The 20,441-nt window shown below is 70.8% G+C and carries 17 protein-coding genes and 1 pseudogene; 8 read left to right on the forward strand and 10 right to left on the reverse strand.

Annotation, left to right across the window (positions count from 1 at the left end; all coding sequences use genetic code 11):
• Window positions 1-56 precede the first annotated feature (56 nt).
• Together ACFV6V_RS05810 and ACFV6V_RS05815 are read left to right on the forward strand one after the other, a co-directional pair.
• The gene (locus ACFV6V_RS05810) at window positions 57-1,301 is read left to right on the forward strand and encodes an acyl-CoA dehydrogenase family protein (protein ID WP_385559609.1); all 1,245 of its coding nucleotides are present in this window, start codon (window positions 57-59) and stop codon (window positions 1,299-1,301) included.
• On the forward strand, window positions 1,298-1,777 hold the full coding sequence (locus tag ACFV6V_RS05815) for a nitroreductase family deazaflavin-dependent oxidoreductase (RefSeq protein WP_385559612.1): 480 nt from the start codon (window positions 1,298-1,300) through the stop codon (window positions 1,775-1,777). The genes ACFV6V_RS05810 and ACFV6V_RS05815 overlap by 4 nt, the downstream gene beginning before the upstream one ends.
• A gap of 73 nt (window positions 1,778-1,850) precedes the next feature.
• Here the strand turns inward: ACFV6V_RS05815 and ACFV6V_RS05820 are convergent, their stop codons facing one another.
• Window positions 1,851-2,498 carry a TetR family transcriptional regulator gene (locus tag ACFV6V_RS05820; protein WP_361279986.1) on the reverse strand — a complete coding sequence of 216 codons (648 nt, stop codon included), beginning with the start codon at window positions 2,496-2,498 and terminating at the stop codon, window positions 1,851-1,853.
• 338 nt (window positions 2,499-2,836) lie between these two features.
• Between ACFV6V_RS05820 and ACFV6V_RS05825 the strand changes: the two are divergent.
• The 3 genes and pseudogenes from ACFV6V_RS05825 to ACFV6V_RS05835 all read left to right on the forward strand — a co-directional run.
• Window positions 2,837-3,625, forward strand: a pseudogene (locus ACFV6V_RS05825) (VOC family protein); the annotation flags it as partial.
• Between the two features lie 599 nt (window positions 3,626-4,224).
• Complete coding sequence (locus ACFV6V_RS05830) at window positions 4,225-6,738, forward strand: PQQ-binding-like beta-propeller repeat protein (protein WP_385559614.1); 2,514 nt, start codon at window positions 4,225-4,227, stop codon at window positions 6,736-6,738.
• Between the two features lie 61 nt (window positions 6,739-6,799).
• Window positions 6,800-7,345: a hypothetical protein gene (locus tag ACFV6V_RS05835; protein WP_385559617.1), complete on the forward strand. Its 546-nt coding sequence runs from the start codon at window positions 6,800-6,802 to the stop codon at window positions 7,343-7,345.
• Window positions 7,346-7,364: 19 nt separating this feature from the next.
• Here ACFV6V_RS05835 and ACFV6V_RS05840 read toward each other — a convergent pair whose 3' ends face one another.
• The 3 genes from ACFV6V_RS05840 to ACFV6V_RS05850 form a co-directional block, all read right to left on the reverse strand.
• A complete protein-coding gene (locus ACFV6V_RS05840; protein WP_385559620.1) occupies window positions 7,365-8,159 on the reverse strand; it encodes an enoyl-CoA hydratase/isomerase family protein in 795 nt (264 codons plus the stop codon).
• Entirely contained in the window at window positions 8,156-8,611 is a 456-nt protein-coding gene (locus ACFV6V_RS05845) for a Zn-ribbon domain-containing OB-fold protein (protein ID WP_385559622.1), read from the reverse strand. The genes ACFV6V_RS05840 and ACFV6V_RS05845 overlap by 4 nt, the downstream gene beginning before the upstream one ends.
• 67 nt (window positions 8,612-8,678) lie before the next feature.
• Entirely contained in the window at window positions 8,679-9,827 is a 1,149-nt protein-coding gene (locus ACFV6V_RS05850; protein WP_385559624.1) for a lipid-transfer protein, read from the reverse strand.
• A gap of 73 nt (window positions 9,828-9,900) precedes the next feature.
• Here ACFV6V_RS05850 and ACFV6V_RS05855 point away from each other — a divergent pair, with 73 nt between their 5' ends.
• Window positions 9,901-11,460 carry a FadD3 family acyl-CoA ligase gene (locus ACFV6V_RS05855; RefSeq protein ID WP_385559627.1) on the forward strand — a complete coding sequence of 520 codons (1,560 nt, stop codon included), beginning with the start codon at window positions 9,901-9,903 and terminating at the stop codon, window positions 11,458-11,460.
• 148 nt (window positions 11,461-11,608) lie between these two features.
• Here ACFV6V_RS05855 and ACFV6V_RS05860 read toward each other — a convergent pair whose 3' ends face one another.
• Window positions 11,609-11,827 carry a hypothetical protein gene (locus ACFV6V_RS05860; protein ID WP_385559629.1) on the reverse strand — a complete coding sequence of 73 codons (219 nt, stop codon included), beginning with the start codon at window positions 11,825-11,827 and terminating at the stop codon, window positions 11,609-11,611.
• A gap of 203 nt (window positions 11,828-12,030) precedes the next feature.
• Window positions 12,031-15,036, reverse strand: a complete 3,006-nt coding sequence (locus ACFV6V_RS05865; protein WP_385559632.1) for a BTAD domain-containing putative transcriptional regulator — start codon at window positions 15,034-15,036, stop codon at window positions 12,031-12,033.
• Window positions 15,037-15,251: 215 nt separating this feature from the next.
• Between ACFV6V_RS05865 and ACFV6V_RS05870 the strand changes: the two genes are divergently transcribed.
• Window positions 15,252-16,472, forward strand: coding sequence for an amidohydrolase family protein (locus tag ACFV6V_RS05870; RefSeq protein WP_385559634.1), 1,221 nt, complete (start codon window positions 15,252-15,254; stop codon window positions 16,470-16,472).
• A 154-nt stretch (window positions 16,473-16,626) separates the two neighbouring features.
• On the opposite strand, the gene ACFV6V_RS05875 is transcribed toward ACFV6V_RS05870, so the two are convergent.
• The gene (locus ACFV6V_RS05875; protein WP_385559637.1) at window positions 16,627-17,271 is read right to left on the reverse strand and encodes a hypothetical protein; all 645 of its coding nucleotides are present in this window, start codon (window positions 17,269-17,271) and stop codon (window positions 16,627-16,629) included.
• Window positions 17,272-17,516: 245 nt separating this feature from the next.
• Between ACFV6V_RS05875 and ACFV6V_RS05880 the strand changes: the two genes are divergently transcribed.
• A complete protein-coding gene (locus ACFV6V_RS05880; protein WP_385559640.1) occupies window positions 17,517-17,930 on the forward strand; it encodes a PaaI family thioesterase in 414 nt (137 codons plus the stop codon).
• A 59-nt stretch (window positions 17,931-17,989) separates the two neighbouring features.
• Here the strand turns inward: ACFV6V_RS05880 and ACFV6V_RS05885 are convergent, their stop codons facing one another.
• From ACFV6V_RS05885 to ACFV6V_RS05895, 3 genes are read right to left on the reverse strand one after another with little or no spacing between them, the layout of a single operon-like run.
• Window positions 17,990-18,400, reverse strand: a complete 411-nt coding sequence (locus ACFV6V_RS05885; RefSeq protein ID WP_385559643.1) for a hypothetical protein — start codon at window positions 18,398-18,400, stop codon at window positions 17,990-17,992.
• A gap of 23 nt (window positions 18,401-18,423) precedes the next feature.
• Complete coding sequence (locus tag ACFV6V_RS05890; RefSeq protein WP_385559646.1) at window positions 18,424-18,855, reverse strand: hypothetical protein; 432 nt, start codon at window positions 18,853-18,855, stop codon at window positions 18,424-18,426.
• A gap of 8 nt (window positions 18,856-18,863) precedes the next feature.
• Window positions 18,864-20,438 (reverse strand): peptidoglycan-binding protein, encoded by a 1,575-nt coding sequence (locus ACFV6V_RS05895; RefSeq protein ID WP_385559648.1) that lies wholly within the window; start codon window positions 20,436-20,438, stop codon window positions 18,864-18,866.
• Window positions 20,439-20,441: the final 3 nt, after the last annotated feature.

Raw genomic sequence — 20,441 nt, forward strand, 5'->3', positions numbered from 1 at the left:
CCTAACATCGTGCGGCCGATATGACATGCCGTCAGGTACGGACGGGAGCCGAGCCCATGGACGCCGCCTTCACCCCGGAGCAGTCCGCCATCCGCCGCACCCTGCGCACCGCACTGGCGAAAGGGGCGCCCCCCGGGCCGAATGTGCACCCGCTCGGCCACGACCCCGGGTTGTGGGCCCGGCTGTCCGCCGAACTCGGGCTGCCGGGACTCGCGTTGCCCGAGGCGTATGGCGGTGTCGGCGGCGGCACCGTGGAGCTCGCGCTCGCCTTCGAAGAGCTCGGCCGGGCGCTGGTGCCGTCTCCGCTGCTCGCCACCGCCGCCCTGGCCGCGCCCCTGATCGCCGCGCTCGGGGACGAGCGGCAGCGCGCCGAACTGCTGCCCGCGCTCGCCGACGGCACGCTCACCGCCGCCCTCGCCGTACCCGGCCGGAGCCTCGCCCCCGCACTCGGGCTCACGGGGGTCCCCGGGGACGTCGATGACGGGCTGTGGGCGGGTGGTGGCCGGGCCGGGGGCGTACAGGCGAGGCCGGTGCCCGGAGGCGGCGGGGGCTGGCTGCTGTACGGCGAGGTCCACCAGGTGCTCGACGGCCACAGCGCCCCACTGCTCCTCGTCGCCGCGCACACCGGAGGGTTCCCGCGGGCCCGCACCCTGCTCTACCTCGTCCGGGCGGACGGGGCGGACGGGGCTACCAGGGCGCACGGGGAGGACGGGCCGGAGAGAGGCGACGGCGCACGGACGGTGACCCGCACCCGCTGGACCGCACTGGACGAGACCCGGCCCCATGCCCGTATCGAACTCCGTGACACACCAGCCGAGTTGCTCGGCGCCGACAGCGCCGCCGGGGTCTCCGCAGCTCTCGCCGCCACCGGGCGCACCGCCGCCGCCCTGCTCGCCGCGGAAGCGGTCGGCGCCGCGGCCTCCGCGCTGGAACGCACCGTCGGCTACGTCAAGGAACGCGAGCAGTTCGGCAGGCCCATCGGCTCGTTCCAGGCGGTCAAACACCGGCTGGCGGATCTGTACGCGAGTGTCCAGGCGGCTCGCTCGGCGGCCTACTACGCCGCCTGGGATCCGGACGCGGGGGGACTCGCCCTCGCCCAGTGCCTGGAAACCCTGCGTACCGTCGCCGCCGAGGCCATTCAGCTGCACGGCGGAATCGGTTTCACCTGGGAGCACGAGGCGCACCACTTCTTCAAGCGCGCCGCATCCGACGAACTGCTCCTCGGCCCGGTGCACCGGCTGCGGGAGCGGGCGGCGCGCTCGGCCGGGCTGTTCGCCCGGGAGGCGGTGGGTGTCCGATGATGCGGAGACTGGTGCAGAAAGTGTCGTCGAGCCGCGCGTTCGCCAGGACGGCCCCGCATGTCATCCCGGCCCTGGACCGTGCCGTCCACCGGATCACCCGGGGAAAGGTCCTGCTCAGCGCGCAGATGCTGCCCGGCGTGATTCTCACCGCCCAAGGCGCCAGGAGCGGGCTGCCGCGGCGTACTCCGCTCGCCTGTATGCCCGAAGCGGCAAGCGGAAGCTGGATCCTGGTCGGCTCCAACTTCGGCCGGGACGCCCACCCGGCCTGGACGGCCAATCTGCTCGCCCATCCCGACGCCGAGATCAACTGGAAGGGCGAGGACATCCCCGTACGCGCCGTGCTGCTGGCGGGGCGCGAGCGCGCCGAAGCGTGGCGTGCCGCGCTCGAGTTCTGGCCGCCGTACGCGACGTATCAGGCGAGAGTGGACCGCGAGATCCGGCTCTTCCGTCTGGTGCGACGGCAGGGACAGCGTTGAGCGCTGGGCATGAACGTGCGGGCGCGCCGCGGTGACAGGACGTGGCGCGGCGCGCCGGATCGCGTCCCGTCCGCTACTTGGTGGGCTTGCGGCCGGTGATGCCCAGATGAACCAACAGCGCAAGATTGGGCTTGAGTTCGGCCTGCTTGACGCCCCAGGTCTGGAAGCCCTTCTGGTGGGAGGCGACCGACGCGAGCATCGCGACCAGGGAACCGGCGACCGCCGCCGGGCTCACGTCCTTGTCGACCTTGCCCTTGGACTGGAGCTCCTTCACCGCGTCCGCAAGGGAGTTGGTGACCGAGGTCAGGATCTTCATCCGGATCTTGTAGAACCGTTTGTCCCCCTCGGCGGCACCGAGGTCCACCACGCGCAGGATCGCGTCGTGCTTGCGCCAGAAGTCGAGGAAACCCTCGACCAGTTCCTCGGCGGTGGCCCACGCGGCCTTGCCGACCCAGGAGCGGTCTGCCACGAGGCCGGTCAACGCGGCGCCCTCGCTTGCCATTTCGTCCGCAATCTCGAGGACGGCGCCCTCCACATCGGGGAAGTACTGGTAGAAGGTGGCGGGTGAAGTACCCGCCTTGCGGGCCACGTCGATGACCTTGACGTCCCGGTACGGCGAGGAGCTGAGCATCTCGCTGAGGCAGTCGAGCAGCTTCTGCCGCGTCGCCTGGCCGCGTCGTCCGGCCACGCGGCCGTCGACGGTGCGTACTTGTCCTGTCATGCCGTCAGCTTACCGAGGGGTGATCGGCGCGCGATTCGGCCGACTGCAAATGGGGTGCGTCCCTCGGGTGGAGTAATAGTGTTATCAACAGCCTGTGGATAACTTTGGTGGACAACGCAACGGGTGGGCCGTCGCCCGGCCCGGCCCGTGATCCGATGTGCGACCCGATCCGTGAGCCGGCTCACGATCCGACATGGGCCCAACCCGCAGCCCAACCCGCGAACCCAACGGACAGCCCACTCCTGCGTGCGGTGTGCGACGCCCTCCGCTTGACTGTTTGTGACCGTTTGCGCTCCCGTGACTGAAGTCACACCCCGCGGTGAGGAAGGGGCCGGGCCATGGCCGGATTCACGCAGGGCGTGCCCTGCTGGGTGGACGCCCAGCTGCCCGATCTCGAGGCGGGCAAGCGCTTCTATGGCGAGCTCTTCGGCTGGACCTACAGTCGCTACGGGAGCGAGGGCGAGGCCGAGCGGTACGGCCACTACACCGAGGCGTTCCTCGGCGGGAGACGGGTCGCCGCCCTCGTGCGCAAACGGGACGGCCGGATGCCCACCACCTGGGGCGTCTACTTCGCCACCGATGACGCCGCCAGGACCGCCGTGGCGGTCCAGGACGCGGGCGGTCAGGTGATCATGACCCCGATGCCGGTGGGCCCCTTCGGCACCGCCGCGCTGGCCGCCGACCCGGGCGGCGCGGTGTTCGGCCTGTGGCAGCTGGGTGAGCGCCACTCCGGCTTCGAGGCCCAGGGGAGGCCGGGTGCGTACTGCTGGACCGAGGTCTACACCAGGGAGAAGGAGGCCGTCGACCGCTTCTACGCGGAGGTCTTCGGCTTCCAGGGCACCGAGCTGCCCGACGACACGATCGACTACCTGATGTGGTCGCCGGCCGGAGTGGAGCCGGGCGAGGACACCGCGATCGGTGCGCGCAGTGTGATCACGGAGGCGTTCCCGGCCGAGATGCCGAGCCATTTCCTCGTCTACTTCGCCGTGGCGGACTGCGACCGGGCGGTGGAGAGGGCGACCGGTCTCGGCGGGCGGATCACCGCGCCCCCGTTCGATATCCCGTATGGGCGGATGGCGGTGCTCACCGACAACCAGGGCGCTTCCTTCGCGGTGCTCGCGGAGCCGGGGGAGCCCGGGCGGCGGTCGGAGCCCGCTCAGGCCCAGAAGCGTGCGCGGCCTGAGGAACCCGAGCAGACCGAAGAGCCCGCACGGCCCCAAGGGCCCGCTCAGGCCGAGAGTCCCGCTGAGTTCGAGCAGTCCGAGAGCCCCGTACAGCGCGAACGGCCCGCTGAAGCCGAGAGCCCTGCCGGGTCGGAGCAGTCCGAGCGGTCCGAGAGCCCCGCACAGCGCGAACGGCCCGCTGAAGCCGAGAGTCCTGCCGGGTCGGAGCGGCCCGAGCGGTCCGAGAGCCCCGAGCGGCCCGAGCGGTCCGAGAGCCCCGCGCGGCCCGAGCAGCCCGCTGAAGCCGAGAGCCCCGCTGGGCCCGTGCGGTCCGATGATGTCGAAGCGCCGGAGAAGCCGGAGAAGCCCGAGAAGTCGTAAAGGGCTCAAGTATCGCCGAGGTAACAGACGGCTCAGACGGCACAAACCCGACCCGGCAAGGCGCCAAAATGGCCTGAGACACCCCGGAACGCCCCCGGGTTCGCAACCGTGCCGTTCGGCAGGAACAATCAGGGGGCGACGGGGCCGTATCTGACTGGCCCGTACGGGGAGGTGGCAGCGAAGTGGAGCAGCTGACGCAGCACGACCCGAGGCGAATCGGCCCCTTCGAGGTGCTGGGACGGCTCGGGGCCGGCGGCATGGGGCTGGTCTATCTGGCACGCTCGGCGTCCGGCCGGCGCGTGGCGATCAAGACGGTGCGTACGGAACTCGCCGAGGACCAGTTGTTCCGCGTCCGCTTCACCCGCGAGGTGGAGGCCGCACGTGCGGTCTCGGGCTTCTACACCGCGGCCGTGGTCGATGCCGACCCGCGCGCCGCCGTGCCGTGGCTCGCCACCGCCTACGTCCCCGCGCCCTCGCTCGAGGAAATAGTGAATGAGTGCGGGCCGCTCCCGGCCCAGGCGGTGCGCTGGCTGGCGGCGGGTATCGCCGAGGCCCTCCAGTCGATCCACGGCGCCGGTCTCGTCCACCGCGACCTGAAGCCCTCGAACGTCCTCGTGGTCGAGGACGGCCCCCGGGTGATCGACTTCGGCATCGCGTCGGGTGTCTCCAACACCCGGCTGACCATGACGAACGTCGCCGTCGGCACTCCCGCCTACATGTCCCCGGAGCAGGCGCGGGACTCGCGCAGTGTGACCGGCGCCAGCGATGTGTTCTCGCTCGGCTCGACCCTGGTGTTCGCCGCCACCGGGCATGCTCCCTTCCATGGTGCGAACCCGGTCGAGACCGTGTTCATGCTGCTGCGCGAGGGGCCCGATCTCGCCGGGCTGCCGGACGAGCTGCGGCCCCTGATCGAGTCGTGCATGGGGATGGACGCGGGCAGGCGCCCGAGCCCCGAGGACCTCCAGGCCCAGCTCGCACCCCATCTGTTCTCGTCGGGCGGTGACGACGACAGCGGCACGGCGTCGGCGTGGCTGCCCGCCAGGGCCACCTCGATGATCGAGCAGCGCCGGGGCGGCGGGCGCACACCGCAGCATGGCCAGGGCGCCGCAGGAGCAGGAGCAGGAGCAGCCAGCAGCGGCTGGCGTCCCGACCCGCACCTCGCACCCCCCAGGCCGGACCGCGCCCCCGACGCCGGCGGCGCCGACTGGGACGCCACCCGACGCGGCGGCAGTGACCCCCGCACGGGGCAGGCGCGCCCCGGGCACGGCCGTCCGGGCCCAGGGCATGCCCGTCCCGGACCGGCCCACCCCGGTGCAGGTACCACCCCGCACCCGAGGCACGCGCCCGACGACCCCGTGCGCCTCGCCGGGGCCAGGGTGCCGATCGGCCCGGGCCTCCGGGTGGCCGACACCCGCGCGGCGCTCGTCGCCGACACGGGCCCCGCCACCGGCTGGGTCCGCGGCCCGGGCGGCGCCACCGGCGAGGCCACCACCGCCCCGCCCGCCCAGGCCATGGCACCGGCCACGACACCCCCTTCGGGTGAACCGGCCCGCTGGCGGCCCTGGCGGTTCCGGATGTCGAACGACGTCTGGGGCACCCCGGTCGTCAACGGCGACCTGCTCTATGTCACCTCCTTCGAGGTCCACGCCCTGGATGTGGCCAGCGGCCGGCGCCAGTTCAAGACGCGTGACGTGGCCTGGTCGATGGCGCTCGACAGCGGGCGTATCCACGCCTCCGACGGACCCACGCTCTACGCACTCGACGCGGCGGACGGCAGCGAGCGCTGGCGGCTGGCCGCGGACGCCTGGGTGTACTCGCTCAAGGCCGCCCGCGGCACCGTCGTCACCGGTACCCGTGGCGGTGGCGTCCAGGGCTGGGAGGCCTCCACCGGCGAGAAGCTGTGGGAGATCACCGGGGCGCAGACCGACTTCGAGACTCCCGAGTCCGGGCCGTCCCTCGTCGACGGCACGGTCTATGTCTGGCGCGACGCCCGCCTTCAGGCCCTGGACGCACGCAGCGGCACGGAACGCTGGTCGTATCCCGTCGGGGACGCGGCCTCCTGCGGTGGCGTGCCGGTTCGGGTGCACCAGGTGCCGGACGGGTGTACGTACATCGCCGCCGGTACCAGGGTGCTGTGCGTGGACACCGCGAACGGTCAGGTCCGCTGGCACTTCGAGGCGCCCGCCGTGTTCCTCTCGCCGCCCACCTTCGTACCGGGGCCCGCGGTGACCGGCGGCGGTGTGTATCTCGCCGACTACCTCGGCACGGTGTACGCGATCGACGCCGCGACCGGCAAGGACCGCTGGCGTATCGCCACCGAGTCCCGTACCTCGATCGACCCGGTGCTGGTCGCCGACGGCAATGTGCACGTGGGCAGCGGCAGCGCGCTCTACACCCTGGACGCGGTCACCGGCACCCCCAAGTGGCGCTTTGCGGCGGCCGGGGAGGTCATCGGCGCACCGGTGGTCGCGGACGGGCGGGTGCACTTCGGCTCCGCCGACCATGTGCTCTACACCCTGGACGCGAGCGGCGGCCAGCTGCGCTGGAAGCTGGCGACCGGGGGCGAGATCACGGGGTCGCCGGTGGTGCGGGGCGGTGTGGTGTACGCCTGCTCCAAGGATCGTTGTGTGTACGCCCTGGATGCGGTGAAGGGCACGGCGACGGGAACGGGACGGGGCGCGGCGGCGGCCCACTGAGGGCCTGTAGGGTGACGTGCGCCCGTCAAGTCGGGCCAGTCGTTTCAACGGGGGGTTGAACGTGAAGTCGCGCCATGTCCGTGCTCTCGCCGTCTTCGGCATCGTCCTGGTCACTCTCACCGGCGCTCGCGGTTCACGCGGCGGCGGCTGCGACAACGACCACAGCTCCGGTTCGAGCAGTTCGAGCAGTTCCGGCGGTGGTGGATCCCAGCACCACGACTACGACGATGACTACGAGGGCAGCACGGGCTCGACATCCGGCGGGGACGAGGCCACGGCTGCCCCCACGCCGACGAACACCGCCCCGACCGATGCCACGAAGCAGGTGGAGGTCAAGTACTGCTCCGTCGCCCGTGACCGGACGAACCTCAGGGGCCACCTCTACATCTCGAACCAGTACGGCCACAACCTGAGTTACGACATCACGGTGCGGTTCGAGCCGGACCCGGGCGGTGATCCGCTGGTGGTGAGCAGGAAGGACGTGGTCGTGGGCGCCTACCAGAACTTCCATGACACGATCACCCTCGACTACACCGGCCCCGGCAAGGCGAACGAGCTGAGGAAGTGCGCCGTCGTCCTCGCCACCAGCACGGTGGTCCCTTCCTGAGGCGGATGACCGGGAGGGCCTACCGCACCCGGTACCCGCTCCCGTCCCCACCGCGCCTGTTCGCGAACAACGCGGCCTGCCGCTCGGGCGGCAGGTTCCCCAGCGCGATCAGCTGCGGGGCATGGGCGAGTGCCTGCTGCCGTACGGCCTCCTTCGCCGCCCACACCGCCCGTACCGTCCCCTGCACCGCCTCCGTCGGGTACGAGGCGATGACGGCGGCGCAGCGCACCGCGGCGGCCAACTCGGCACCGGGCGGAGTCAGTTCACTCACCAGCCCGGTCTCGTACGCCCGCCGCGCCGAGACCCGCTCGGCGGTGCCCATCAGCGCCATCCGGGCGGCCTCGCCGAACGGCATCCGCATCGCCATGTGGACCGACTCGTAGGCGCTCACCATCCCGTAGCTGGTGTGCGGATCGAAGAACTGCGCGTCCTCTGCCGCGATCACGAACTCCGCCTCGCCCAGCAGGTAGAACGCTCCGCCGCAGGCCAGTCCGCGCACCGCCGCGATCACCGGCTTCCACAGGTCGTTCGCCTTGGGGCCGATGGTGAGAAGGGGATCGTCGATCGAGTACGGCGACGACGGCTGCGGCACCTCGGCGGCACGGTCGATCCCGGTGCAGAAGGCCCGGGTCCCCGCGCCCGTCACCACCGCGGCCCTTACCGTGTCGTCGTAGCGGAACCCCTGCCACACGCGGGCGAGTTCGGCCGCCATCGCCAGATCGACGGCGTTGTGTCTGGCCGGCCGGTCGAGGGTGACGACGGCGACTCCGGTGTCCTTGTCGGTCTCGACCCGCACGGCGACGTCAGCGCTCATGAGCGCTCCAGCAGCCAGCGTGGCACGGTCGTTCCGTCCGCGAGCCTGGTGAACGCCACGCGTACCGGGGCTCCGATGCGCAGCCGCCCGGGGTCGACCGAGTTGAGGCCGGCGTCGGCGTCGGCCACCACATTGCCGACGAGCCGTATGTGCGGGGCGTCGGCGAGTTCCACGATCACGGCGTTGTACGGGGCCTGTTCGGCGTAGGGAGACAGCAGTGGCGGATGGGGGAGTACGTACGACCAGATCCGGCCCCGCCCGCTCATCGGCTGCCAGTGGCTGTCGAACGACTGGCAGTGCGGGCAGCAGGGGCGCGGTGGGAAGCGTAGCCGGCCGCAGGAGGCGCAGCCCTGGACGCGCAGTTCGCCGAGTGCGGTGTACTCCCAGAAGGGTGCGCCGTCCTCGTCGATGACGGGTGCGAGGTAGTCGCGGTCGTTGTCGGGGTGTGCCATCACTCAGTCCAACTCCCTGGTCGGGTACACCGCGTCCGGCCGAAGAGATCGCCCGGACAGCGCCTGGTCAGGCTCGCAGCAGCAGTGCCGAGGTCGGTACGCCCTCGCCCGCCGTCACCAGACAGGTCGCGGCGTCCGGGACCTGGGCGGTGGAGATGCCGCGGAGTTGCTTCACGCCCTCGTTGATGAGGTTGAAGCCGTGCACATACGCCTCGCTGAGCCCGCCGCCCCCGGTGTTGACCGGCAGCCGCCCGCCGATCTCGAGGGCGCCGCCTTCGGTGTAGGCGGCGCCCTCGCCGCGCCCGCAGAAGCCGTAACCCTCCAGGGACAGCGGGATCAGCGGGGTGAACGCGTCGTAGATCTGGGCGACGTCGATGTCCTGCGGCCCGAAGTCCGCGGTCTTCCAGAGCTGCCTGGCAGCGGTCCAGGCGGGTCCGGTGAGGGGGTCGTCGTTCCAGTAGTTGACCATGCCGTGGTGCTGGGTGGGCAGGCCCTGGGCGGCGGAGTGGATGTAGACGGGCCTGCGGCGGCAGTCGCGGGCACGCTCGGCGGAGACCACGACACAGGCCAGGGCCCCGTCCGTCTCCAGGCAGTTGTCGAAGAGGCAGAGGGGTTCGCTGATCCAGCGCGCGGTCATGTACATCTCACGGGTCATCGGGCGCTCGTACATGATCGCGGCAGGGTTCTGGTTGGCCCGGTTGCGGCAGGCGAGGGCCACGTTGAAGAGGTGATCGCGGGTGGCGCCGTACTCGTGCATATAGCGCCGGGCCAGCATGCCGATCTCGTCGGCGGGCCGCAGCAGCCCGAAGGGGCGGGTCCACTGTCCCGGCGTGGGCAGTTGCACGGCGGTGTTCTTCCAGGGCCGGGGGCCCGAGCCGCGTTTGCGTGACCGCCAGGCGATCCCGACGCTCGCCTGCCCGGTCGCGATGGCGGCGGCGAGATGGCCGACGGTGGCGCAGGAGCCGCCGCCGCCGTATCCCACCTTGCTGAAGAAGGTGACGTCGCCGGCGCCGATCGCCTTGGCGATCTCGACCTCGTCGGTCTCCTCCATCGTGTACGAGGCGAAGGCGTCGACCTCGCCCGGTGAGATGCCCGCGTCGTCCAGTGCCGCCACGATGGCACGGCAGGCGAGGGTCTTCTCGGATTCGGGCAGGTGCTTCGCGAAGGGGGTCTGACCTATTCCGGCTATCGCTGTCGCGTCCTTGAGGGTCGCCATGCGGGCGAGGGTACAGCTAATCTGACGGCCAGTCAGCTACCGGGAACGTGGTGGGAACGCGGGAGGAGCGGCGATGCGCGGCGACCTGGAGTGGATGTCCGTCCCGAGGCTGGTACGCGGGGCCGCTGAACGGTACGGGGAGCGGGAGGCCGTCGCCGACGGCCGCACCCGCGTCTCGTACACCGAGCTGGGCGAGCGGGTCGAGCGGGCCGCGGCGGGCTGTATCGCGGCGGGTGTGGAACCGGGCGACCGGGTGGCGATATGGGCGCCGAACACACTCGACTGGATCGTCAGCGCGCTCGGTGCCGTATCGGCGGGGGCGGTGCTGGTGCCACTCAACACCCGCTTCAAGGGCACCGAGGCCGCGTACATCCTGGAGCGCACCCGCGCGAAGCTGCTGTTCATCACGGGTACGTTCCTCGGCACCTCGTATGTGGCCTCCCTGCGCCGCGCGGATGTCCCGCTCCCGCACCTGGAGCAGGTGGTGGTGCTGGCGGACAGCGCACCGGAGGACTACCGCACCTGGAAGGACTTCCTCGCGGCCGGGGACGGGGTGCCGGCCCGGACGGTACGGGCCAGGGCCGATGCCGTGGCCCCGTCGTCCCCGTCGGACATCGTCTTCACCTCGGGTACGACGGGCCGCCCCAAGGGCGCGGTGATCACCCACGCCCAGACCCTGCGCTGCTACGGCATCTGGAGCGAGCTGGCGGGGCTGTGCGAGGGCGACCGCTATCTGATCGTGAACCCGTTCTTCCACACTTTCGGCTACAAGGCAGGGATCATCGCCTGTCTGATACGCGGCGCCACGATGGTGCCGCAGCCGGTGTTCAACGTGGACACGGTGCTCGCGAACATCGCCGCCGAACGCATCTCCGTCCTCCCGGGCCCGCCGACCCTGCACCAGTCGCTTCTGGACCACCCGGCACGCGACACCCACGACCTGTCGGCGCTCCGCCTGGTCGTCACGGGCGCCGCCGTGGTGCCCCTCCAGCTCGTGGAACGGCTGCGCACCGAGCTGCGTATCGCGACCGTCCTCACGGCGTACGGCCTTTCCGAGGCGTCCGGCATCGTCACCATGTGCCGCCGCGGCGACACCCCCGAGACCATCGCCACCACCTCGGGCCGCGCCATCCCGGACACGGAGCTCCGCGTCCTGTCCGCCGGTCCGGGCGAGCCCGGCGAGATCCTGGTGCGCGGCCACCACGTGATGACCGGCTACTTCGAGGACCCGGAGGCCACGGCGGCAGCGATCGACGCGGACGGCTGGCTGCACACGGGAGATGTGGGCGTACTGGACGAGGCCGGCAGTCTGCGGATCACCGACCGGATCAAGGACATGTTCATCGTGGGTGGTTTCAACGCCTATCCGGCCGAGATAGAGCAGCTGCTCGGCCTGCACCCCGATATCGCCGATGTGGCCGTGATCGGCGTCCCCGACGGCCGGCTCGGCGAGGTCGGCAAGGCGTATGTGGTCCGGCGGGCGGACGCGACGCTGACGGCGGACGACGTGATCGCCTGGTCGCGGCGGGAGATGGCGAACTACAAGGTGCCGAGGTCGGTGGAGTTCGTGGTGGAGCTGCCGAGGAACGCGAGCGGAAAGGTGCTGAAGGGGGAACTGCGGGCGCGACGGTAGCCGGTGCGCCCGCCGCCATTTCGCGGACGGTGCCCGGGCCCGGCCGGGCCCGGCACCAGCGGCTGCGAAGCCGGTGCGGACACGCCACAGCCGCGGCGGCTCCCCCTCCGCGCCGCCGCGGCCGTACCCCGTCGTGTGTGGCTTCTGGCTACTTCTTGGGCGGAAGCGGCGAGTGGTTGTCGCTCATGGTGGTGATGCCGCCGTCCGCGGGCGGGAGCGGCGAGTGGTTGTCGCTCTGCGGCTTCAGACCGGGCTTCTTGGGCGGGACCGGGGAGTGGTTGTCGCTCTGCGGCCCCAGGTTCCCGTCGCCGGGCGAGGCCGGGTTGCTTCCCGTGGTGATGACCTTGTCTTCCCTCGCATCGCTCATGCTCGTCAACTCCCTGAAAAATTGGCGTCAATCGGCTACGCCCGTTCAGCAACTCCCCCGAGGGTCGCCGAACGGGCGTGACCTGAATCGCTCACCTTAGCGATGAGCCCCGACAGTCCGCCCGCCCCCGGTGTACCGGACCGCCCACTTGAGAGTGTCGGATGGACATAAACAAACGCTGAACGCGCCTGTCAGCAGAGGATTCAGGCGGCTGCGAGGGGAGCCAGCAGGCGCCGGACGTCCTCGGCCTCCGCGGCTCCCAGCTGCTCGTACAGGCTGAGTGACTCGCGCCAGCATGCCCGGGCTCGGTCCGTCTGGCCGAGCGCGTCGAGAGCGCTGCCCAGTACCTTCAGGACGTTGCCCCGCATCTTCTCACCGCCGATGCATCCCGTGACGAGAGCTTGTTCGGCGTGTTGCGCGGCTTGTCCGGGTCGCCTGTCCTGAAGGTGGGCCAACGCGATGCGGTAGTGGGTCGTTCCCTCCCACAGGCGCTGACGGTCCTGCTTGAACGTGTGCAGGGCCTTTGCCAGCACCTTGAGGGCTTCCGAGGGCTCGGTGCCGGTGAGGGCCACCCCCAGGGCGTAGTGGCCGTTGGCGAGCCGGAGCGTGCTTCCCATGCGGGCGTAGACCTCGATCCCCTGGCGGGCGTAGTCGACGGCGCTCTTGGTGCGGCCGGTGATCTCGTGCAGGCGCGAAAGGTTGCACAGGGCGCTTGCCTCGCCCGGCAGGTTTCCATCGGCGGAGGAACCCGCCATGGCCTGGATCAGATGCTCCTCCGCCTCCGCGTGCCTGCCCTGGTTCAGGGCGATGATCCCGCGGTCGTTGTCGGCCCAGTACACCGGTGCGGTGTCCCCCGTCCTCATGGCCAGTGCCCTTGCGCTGCGTGCTTCCTCATCGGCCTCGGCGTACCGGCCCGCGACCAGATGGACGTTGGTGAGCGCGGTGCGTGCGCGGCCCTCGGCGTGCGGGTCGCCCGCCGTCCCGGCCGCGTCGCGGGCGGCGAGCACGATGGCCGCGTACTGCTTGGAGTTGGCACCGGACTCGCCCAGGTCCTTCGTGGCCCAGAGCAGGTCCACCGCGCGTCGCAGCCGCTCACCCGCCAAAGACTGGCGTGCACATGCCAGCAAGCAATTCGCCTCGGCGTACAACCAGTCCAGCGCTTCCTGCCGTTCGGTGAACGAGAGGCCCTCGTACGTCGTCGTCGCCAGATGCGCCACCAGTCGTTCGCCCGGTCGCTCGAGCGCGAACACCCCTGCCGCGGTGGCCAGGTAGAAGTCCATCAGGCGCGACAGGGCCGCTCCCTGCCCCTCCGCCGGCTGCTCGTCCCGCTCCGCGCACGCACGCGCGTAGAGCCGCACCAGATCGTGGAAGCGATAGCGCCCGGGGGCCGCCGACTCCACCAGCGAGGTGTCGACAAGGGCCTCCAGCAGGTCCTCCGATTCGTGCGGCGGCAGGTCGAGAACGGCAGCGGCGGCCGCGAGCGAGATGTCCGGGCCGTCGGCGAGGCCCAGCAGGCGGAAGGCGCGGGCCTGGGCGGGCTCGAGTTGGCCGTAGCCGAGTTCGAAGGTGGCCTTGACCGCGAGGTCGCCCGCCTGGAGTTCGTCCAGGCGGCGGCGCTCGTCGGCGAGCTTGGCCGCGAGCACCGAGACCGTCCAGGTGCGGCGGGCGGCGAGCCGGGAGGCGGCGATACGGATCGCGAGCGGCAGGAAGCCGCAGGCGGCGACCACATCGAGGGCCGCCTCGCGCTCGGCACAGACCCGCTCTTCACCCACGATCCGGGTGAAGAGCTGGAGTGCCTCCTCCGGGGACATCACATCCAGGTCCACCAGGTGTGCACCCGCCAGGTCGACCATGCGGATCCGGCTGGTCACCAGGGCCGCGCAGCCCGCCGTGCCCGGCAGCAGCGGGCGGACCTGGGCCGCGTCGCGGGCGTTGTCCAGCAGGACGAGCACGCGGCGGCCGTCGAGTGTGGAGCGGTAGAGCGCCGCCCGCTCGTCCAGCGTGTCGGGAATCGCCGTGTCGGCCGTGCCGAGCGCCCGCAGGAACGCCCCGAGCACCGCCTCCGGTTCGGCGGACCGGTGCCCGGCGCCCTGGAGATCGACGTAGAGCTGACCGTCCGGGAACTGGGGTCGCGCTGCGTGCGCCACGTGCACGGCGAGTGTGGTCTTGCCGACGCCGCCGATGCCCGCGAGCGCGGAGACCGCCATCACCGACCCTGCCATCAACGAGCCCTCGGACGTGGCGAGTTGCTCGCTCAGTTCGCGAACGAAGGAGGCTCGTCCGGTGAAGTCGGGTACTGAAGCCGGCAGTTGGGCGGGCTTGAGGAATCCCGTGGTACCCGGATGCGACTCCGGTGCGGGACAGGCCAGGTCCTCGTCCGCCTGGAGGATCCGCTGCTGGAGCCTGGAGAGTTCGGGCCGCGGATCGACACCCAGCTCGTCGGAGAGCAGCCGCCGGGTGTCCGCGTACACCGCCAGTGCCTCCGCCTGCCGTCCGCTGCGGTACAGCGCCAGCATCAGCAGCTCCCGCAGACGTTCCCGCAGCGGGTGCGCGGCTGTCAGAGCGGTCAGCTCGGACACGGCCTCCGCGTGGTGGCCGGCGTCCAGGTCCATCTCCAGGCGTGCCTCAAGGAGTTGCAGCCGCCACTCCTCCAGGCGCACCCGCTGGGACTCGGCGTAGGGCCCGGGCACGGAGGCGAGTGCCTCGCCGTCCCACATTCCCAGCGCCTTGCTGGTCAGGGCCCGGGCCTGGGCGCGGTCGCCACCGTCGCGTGCCTTCTCGGCCTCGGCGACCAGCTCCTGGGCGATATGGAGGTCGAGCGCCTCGGGCGGGGTGCGGATGGCGTAACCGCCGGACTCGCTGACCAGTGCGCCGGCCCCCAGCGTCTTGCGCAGCCGGGAGGCGTAGGTGCGTACGGCCGCGAGCGCCTGCGAGGGCGGCTCGTCGCCCCAGATCGCGTCGATCAACTCGGCCGCTGTGGCCATGCGCCCCTCGCGCATCAGCAGCGCGGCGAGCACGGCGCGCTGCTGCGGTGAGCCGGAGGGGAGGGCCTGGCCTTCGCTCCAGGCGCGTACGGGTCCGAGCACACTGAAGCGCAGGCCGCTGTCGCCGCCACTGCCGCCGCCCGCTGGAATCGGAGCAACGCGCTCCGGAGCGTCCTGCTCTGGCACACCCGCCTGCTGCGCGGAGGACCTGTCCCCTCGGTCCATAGCTGCTCCCTGCTCGTACCGCTTCATGCCATTCATGCCGCCGGTCTCGCCGGTGTCGCCTCCCGACAGTCTGCCTTGTGCGGGCCGCCTCGTCAGCAAGGGGTGACCTGCCGCACAGTTCCGTGGCAATAGCGGTACCGACTCGAAACCCCGCAGCGTGCACGGCAGGGAAAAGAATGCTGACGCATCGTCAGATGAGCGCTACCGTGAACCGTATGGAGAACTTCCCGAAGATCATCTCGGTCGACGATCACACGGTGGAGCCCCCACATGTCTGGCGGGACCGGCTGCCGTCGAAGTACCAGGAGACCGGCCCGCGCGTCGTCCGGGCCCCTCTGAAGGAAATGACCTTCCTCGGCGGCAAGTTCGCCCCGGTCATGGGCGCTCCCGGGGACGACGGCCCGATCGGTGACTGGTGGGTGTACGAGGACCTGCACCGCCCGCTCACCCGGCTCGACACCGCCGTCGGCTATGACAGGGACGAGATCAGGCTGGAGGTCATCACCTACGACCAGATGCGGCCCGGTTCGTTCTCCGTGCCCGACCGGCTGGCCGACATGGACGTCAACCACGTCCAGTCCGCGCTCTGCTTCCCCACCTTCCCGCGATTCTGCGGCCAGACCTTCACCGAGGCCAAGGATCGCGAACTGGGGCTGCTCGGAGTGCGGGCGTACAACGACTGGATGGTGGAGGAGTGGTGCGGGCCTGACGCCTGCGGCCGGCTGATCCCGCTCACCCTCATCCCGCTCTGGGACGCCGGACTCGCCGCCGCCGAGGTCCGCCGCAACGCGGCTCGCGGGGTGCGCGCGGTGGCGTTCTCCGAGATACCTCCGCACCTGGGACTGCCGTCCATCCACACCGACGAGTGGGACCCCTTCCTCGCCGCCTGCGACGAGACCGGCACGGTCATCGCGATGCACATCGGCTCCTCCTCGAGGATGCCCTCCACCTCGGCCGACGCCCCGCCCGCCGTCGGCTCCACCATCACCTTCGCCAACTGCTGCTTCTCGATGGTCGACTGGCTGATGAGCGGAAAGTTCGAGCGCTTTCCGAACCTCAGGATCATGTACGCGGAGGGCCAGATCGGCTGGATCCCCTACATCCTGGAGCGCGCCGACGTGGTGTGGGAGGAGAACCGCGGGTGGGGCGGCGTCGCCGGCAAGGTGCTGCGCCCGCCGTCGGAGCTGTTCGCCGAGCATGTGTACGGCTGCTTCTTCGACGACGCCTTCGGGCTGCGGAATCTGGACGCCATCGGTGCCGGGAACGTGCTGTACGAGACGGACTACCCGCACTCGGACTCAACCTGGCCCAAGTCGCGGGAGGTCGGCGAGGCGCAGATGGGGCACCTGGCGGCGGATGTGGTGGAGCGGATCGTACGGGGCAACGCGATCGAACTGCTGGGGCTCACGCCCGAGGGGCTGTGGCCGGGCGCGTGACGCCGCGCGGAGCCGCGCCCGCCCCCGCTGCCGTCCGGGACCCTTCTGGGGCGAGTCCTGGGTGGCGGCGGGGGGCGGCGGGGGTGGTGTGGTGCTGCTTGCGCTCACGTCAGGGGCATGACAGTGATGACCTCACGGGCGAACCGGCCCGGGCTCAGGAGGCCTTGAAGGTCCAGACGTACGGCTTGTTGCTGTCCTCGTCGGCCGCCCAGTGCACGGCCACTTCCTTCGAACCCTTAGGGATCATGTACGTCTGGCAGATGACGTGGCTCTGGCCCTTGCCCCAGTTCTCGATGTCGCTGTCCGACTCGCAGCCGGGCGCGTCCTCCGAGGCACCGATGAGGATGCTGCCGCGGTTGCCGTCGGCGTAGACCTCGACGTTGTCGCCGACATCGGGGTAGGAGGCCACCGTGCCGCCGCCCTCGTTCGTGTACTTCACGTACGCGACGGCGGGGACGAAGCCCTTGGCCTTCGCGGGGTCCGAGACGAGCTTCTTGGTGTCCTCCTCCGTGCCGATGTTCACCTTCTGCGCGGCGACGGAGTACGTGATGGCGCCGTCGTCCTCCTTGAAGGCGGCTTTCGCGCTCTCGCCCGCGCCCAGCTGTTGGTCGTCGGACCCGCCGTCCTCCAACTCGCCCGTGCTGCCCTTGGCGGGAGCACTGCTCTTGCCCGAGCCGGCGGACTCCTTGCCGGTGCCGGCCGCGTCGTCACCACCGTTGCAGGCGGTCAGCGCCAGGGCCAGGACGGCAACGGGCACGGCGGCGCGCACCCATGGGTTCCTCTTGTACTTCCCGTTCATCACTTTCAATTCCCTTGCCATACGACGTGGTTGCGCAAATTCGGTTATGCGAATCCGCGCAACCGACCGTATCCCGAGGCGAAGACCGCGCTCCCTTCGGGGCCCGTCGGTGTCCTGTATGCGGGCGGCTTGTGCGTTGCAGGCAGGTTTGGTGCCCCACCGATACGGCGCCCGGGCGCCGTATCGGTGGGGCGACACGCGGGTGCCCCGTACCCATGGGCGCTCCGACCCGGCACCATCGACGTATGACGCTCTCGCTCGCCGCAGCAGACAAGGTCCTGTCCGACAACTTCGCCCCCTGGGTGCTCGAACTCGGTCTCTCCGTGGCCGAGACGGGGGAGCGCCACGCCGTGCTGCGCCTGCCCTGGTCCGACCGGCTCGCCCGCGAGGGCGGGGCGCTCAGCGGCCAGGCTCTGATGGCGGCGGCCGACACGGCGACGGTGATCGCCGTGTCCTCGGCGCGTGGCGGCTTCGTACCGATGACGACGGTCCAGCAGTCGACCACTTTCCAGCGGGCGGTGACGGACGCGGATGTGCTGGTCGAGGCCCGTATCTCCAAGCTGGGGAAGCGGATGGCGTTCGTGGAGATCACGATGACGGCGGAGGGCGAGGAGGAGCCGGCCGCCCGTGCGTCGACGGTGTACGCGCTGCTCGGCTGACCGGAGGCCGGACCGGTCGTCCGGATCAGGCAGGACCAGGCTTGGACCGGTCACCTGGATCAGGCCGGACCGGGCCCCGCCGGCACGGCCCGGCTGCCCCGGCGCAGGCCGATGAGATCGGCCACCGTGTCCAGCCAACGTGCCGCGCGGGCTTCGGCATCCGGTGCCCCGCCGACCTGAGCGGCGGCCTCCAGCCAGTCCCGCAGGCACGCGGACGCGGGCCCTGACGGCAGGGGTTCGGCCAGCCCGGCGGCGTACGTGAGGCCCCCGGCCCGGACGATCTTCGCGACGTAGCTCACCGAACGCGGCAGCACGCCGAGCCGGTCGAGGGTGACGGCGGCGGCGATCGCACCGTCTCCGAAGAGCATGGTGCGGAAGGCGTCGCGGCTGAGGCCGTGGCGCAGCAGCACCTCGATATCGGTGTCGGCGAGCATCTCGTCGTCGGTGCGCGGGGAGGGGTCGTGGCTCATCGTCGTTTCCGTTCCGGTCCGGCTCAGCGGACGGTGATCGTGTAGACGTAGTAGGCGGCGTCGTGGTCCGAGTCCGTCGGTGTGCCGGTGGCCGTCGGGACCGGCGATGCCGCGACCTCCTCGGCGCTGCTGCAACGGCCGTAGGGGCAGAACAGCAGCTTCACCGTCGTCTTCCCGGGCGAGAGCGCGGTGAAGTCGAAGAGCTCGGATCCGTCTCTGTCGGAGACGTCGCGCTCGCGGTTGCCCCGGTACTCCAGGACCTCCGGGTCCGGCGCCGGGTCCGCCAGGTACCAGTTCTGGCCGAGAGCTGCCCAGGCTGGGACATCCAGCGAGAACTTCTCACCGCTCTCGACCGTGATGGTCCGCTCGTCGGTCTCGTACTCGGCGTCGCCGCAGCCGGTGAGAGTGAGAAGCAGGACGGCCAGCACGGGCACCGTACGCAGGGAAGACCGCATCGACACCCTCAGTCCCGCTCGATGTATACGGTGTCGAGATCGCCGCCATGGTCCTTGGAGTAGCGCTCGTTGGTGGCCGCGCTCAGATCGCCCTTGATGAAGTCGTCCTCACTCACCCACGCTGTGGTGCCCCAGGGGTTGTAGACCTGGAGCATCCCGCCCTCCTGCCCGACGATCACCAGGCTGTGGCCGACCCAGTCGCCGTCCTCGTCCTTGCGGGAGACGTTGATGGGGACGGGCTTGCCCTCGGCCACGGACTTCTCGATGTCGGGCAGCACACCGCGCCGGTCGTCGGCGCCGTCCATGTCCTGCGTGTCGTACTTGTCGCCGGTGTGCGGGCCGATCTCGTTGTTCGAGATCTTCTCCTGCCCGTCGGAGTCCATGCCGGCCATCTGGCGGTCCCACCACCAGCCCTCGTAGTCGCCGTCGCCCTCCTCGTACATCCGGAGCTGCTCGTCGCGCAGGCGCTCGAGGAAGCGATCGGGGTCGTCGTCCTTGCCGTCGGGGCCGCCGGTGAGTTCGAGGGCGTAGACCGGGTCGACCAGCGCCCGCGCGGTGACCGTCGAGGACGGTACGCAGGTGGGACCGTCCTGGTCCCAGAGCTTGTCGCCGTACTTGTGCTCCTCCTTGCCCTTCTGCCCCGGGGTCATGCCGGTGCTGATCGGCGTCAGGTGCTGCTGGAGCCACCCCGGGTCCTTGCCGTGGATCTTCCCGCCGAACTCCTCGACCTCGCTGATGTCGTAGCCCGCGGCGAGGGCCTTCATGAGGTACGCCTTCTCCTGCGGCGTCGATGCGCTCACCAGGAGGATTTCCATCCGCGTCTGGTCGGCGGTGGAGAGCTTCTCCATGGCGCGGCCCGCGCGTTCGAGGTCGTTGGCGGTGAGGATCTCGTTCATTTCGCTGTAGCCGGGGTTGCTGGTGTCGGCGAGTGCGAGGCGGTCGGCGGCGGTGAGCTCGTCGGTGTCCATCTGGCCGGCGCGGGCCTCGGCGGCCATCTTGTTCAGGTCACGGGACGCGATGCGGGCGGCTTCGTCGGCTTCGGCGGCTGCATCGTGCAGTGAGTCGACGCCGACAGAGGCCAGCGAGCGTGCCCGCAGCCGGACCTCCTCCTCGCCGTCGTTCTCGTGCCAGTCGTCGAAGAAGCCGTCCCTGCCGCCCAGCATGCTGCGGGCGTCACGCAGCATGCTGCGGCCGTTGCCGTCCTTCGTCTGCGCGGTCTCCAGCGCGTCGGACAGCGCGATGAGAGCCTTGCCGCCGCACTGGAAAGCCTCGATCATCTGGCGGGCGTCGCCGGCGGCGGCGCTCACCACGTCGGAGGCGAGCACACTCGTGTCGCCGACCCAGACCTGCGGCAGTCCCTTGCGGGCGACGCCGTCGATCCGGTCGCCCACCTTGTCGGCCTCGTCGGTCTGGCCGGTGTAGCGCTTGCCCAGGGACTCGATCACCTTCGGGTTGCCGACCGGTGCCGAGACGGCGAGGGCGTCCTCGATCGCGTCGATCAGATCGTTCTTGCTGCCGGCCGAGGATATGCGCCCACGCAGGCCGTTGAGCTTCTGCCTGCGGTCGTTGGTGGATTCCGTCATGGA

It is taken from the genome of Streptomyces sp. NPDC059828 (genome assembly GCF_042731955.1).
GTDB lineage: Bacteria > Actinomycetota > Actinomycetes > Streptomycetales > Streptomycetaceae > Streptomyces.

Coding starts and splice junctions, on each gene's coding strand:
- ACFV6V_RS05810 (WP_385559609.1), top strand. CDS start 57: ATGGACGCCGCCTTCACCCCGGAGCAGTCCGCCATCCGCCGCACCCTG.
- ACFV6V_RS05815 (WP_385559612.1), top strand. CDS start 1,298: ATGATGCGGAGACTGGTGCAGAAAGTGTCGTCGAGCCGCGCGTTCGCC.
- ACFV6V_RS05820 (WP_361279986.1), bottom strand. CDS start 2,498: ATGACAGGACAAGTACGCACCGTCGACGGCCGCGTGGCCGGACGACGC.
- ACFV6V_RS05840 (WP_385559620.1), bottom strand. CDS start 8,159: ATGAGCGCTGACGTCGCCGTGCGGGTCGAGACCGACAAGGACACCGGA.
- ACFV6V_RS05845 (WP_385559622.1), bottom strand. CDS start 8,611: ATGGCACACCCCGACAACGACCGCGACTACCTCGCACCCGTCATCGAC.
- ACFV6V_RS05850 (WP_385559624.1), bottom strand. CDS start 9,827: ATGGCGACCCTCAAGGACGCGACAGCGATAGCCGGAATAGGTCAGACC.
- ACFV6V_RS05855 (WP_385559627.1), top strand. CDS start 9,901: ATGCGCGGCGACCTGGAGTGGATGTCCGTCCCGAGGCTGGTACGCGGG.
- ACFV6V_RS05860 (WP_385559629.1), bottom strand. CDS start 11,827: ATGAGCGATGCGAGGGAAGACAAGGTCATCACCACGGGAAGCAACCCG.
- ACFV6V_RS05865 (WP_385559632.1), bottom strand. CDS start 15,036: ATGGACCGAGGGGACAGGTCCTCCGCGCAGCAGGCGGGTGTGCCAGAG.
- ACFV6V_RS05870 (WP_385559634.1), top strand. CDS start 15,252: ATGGAGAACTTCCCGAAGATCATCTCGGTCGACGATCACACGGTGGAG.
- ACFV6V_RS05875 (WP_385559637.1), bottom strand. CDS start 17,271: ATGAACGGGAAGTACAAGAGGAACCCATGGGTGCGCGCCGCCGTGCCC.
- ACFV6V_RS05880 (WP_385559640.1), top strand. CDS start 17,517: ATGACGCTCTCGCTCGCCGCAGCAGACAAGGTCCTGTCCGACAACTTC.
- ACFV6V_RS05885 (WP_385559643.1), bottom strand. CDS start 18,400: ATGAGCCACGACCCCTCCCCGCGCACCGACGACGAGATGCTCGCCGAC.
- ACFV6V_RS05890 (WP_385559646.1), bottom strand. CDS start 18,855: ATGCGGTCTTCCCTGCGTACGGTGCCCGTGCTGGCCGTCCTGCTTCTC.
- ACFV6V_RS05895 (WP_385559648.1), bottom strand. CDS start 20,438: ATGACGGAATCCACCAACGACCGCAGGCAGAAGCTCAACGGCCTGCGT.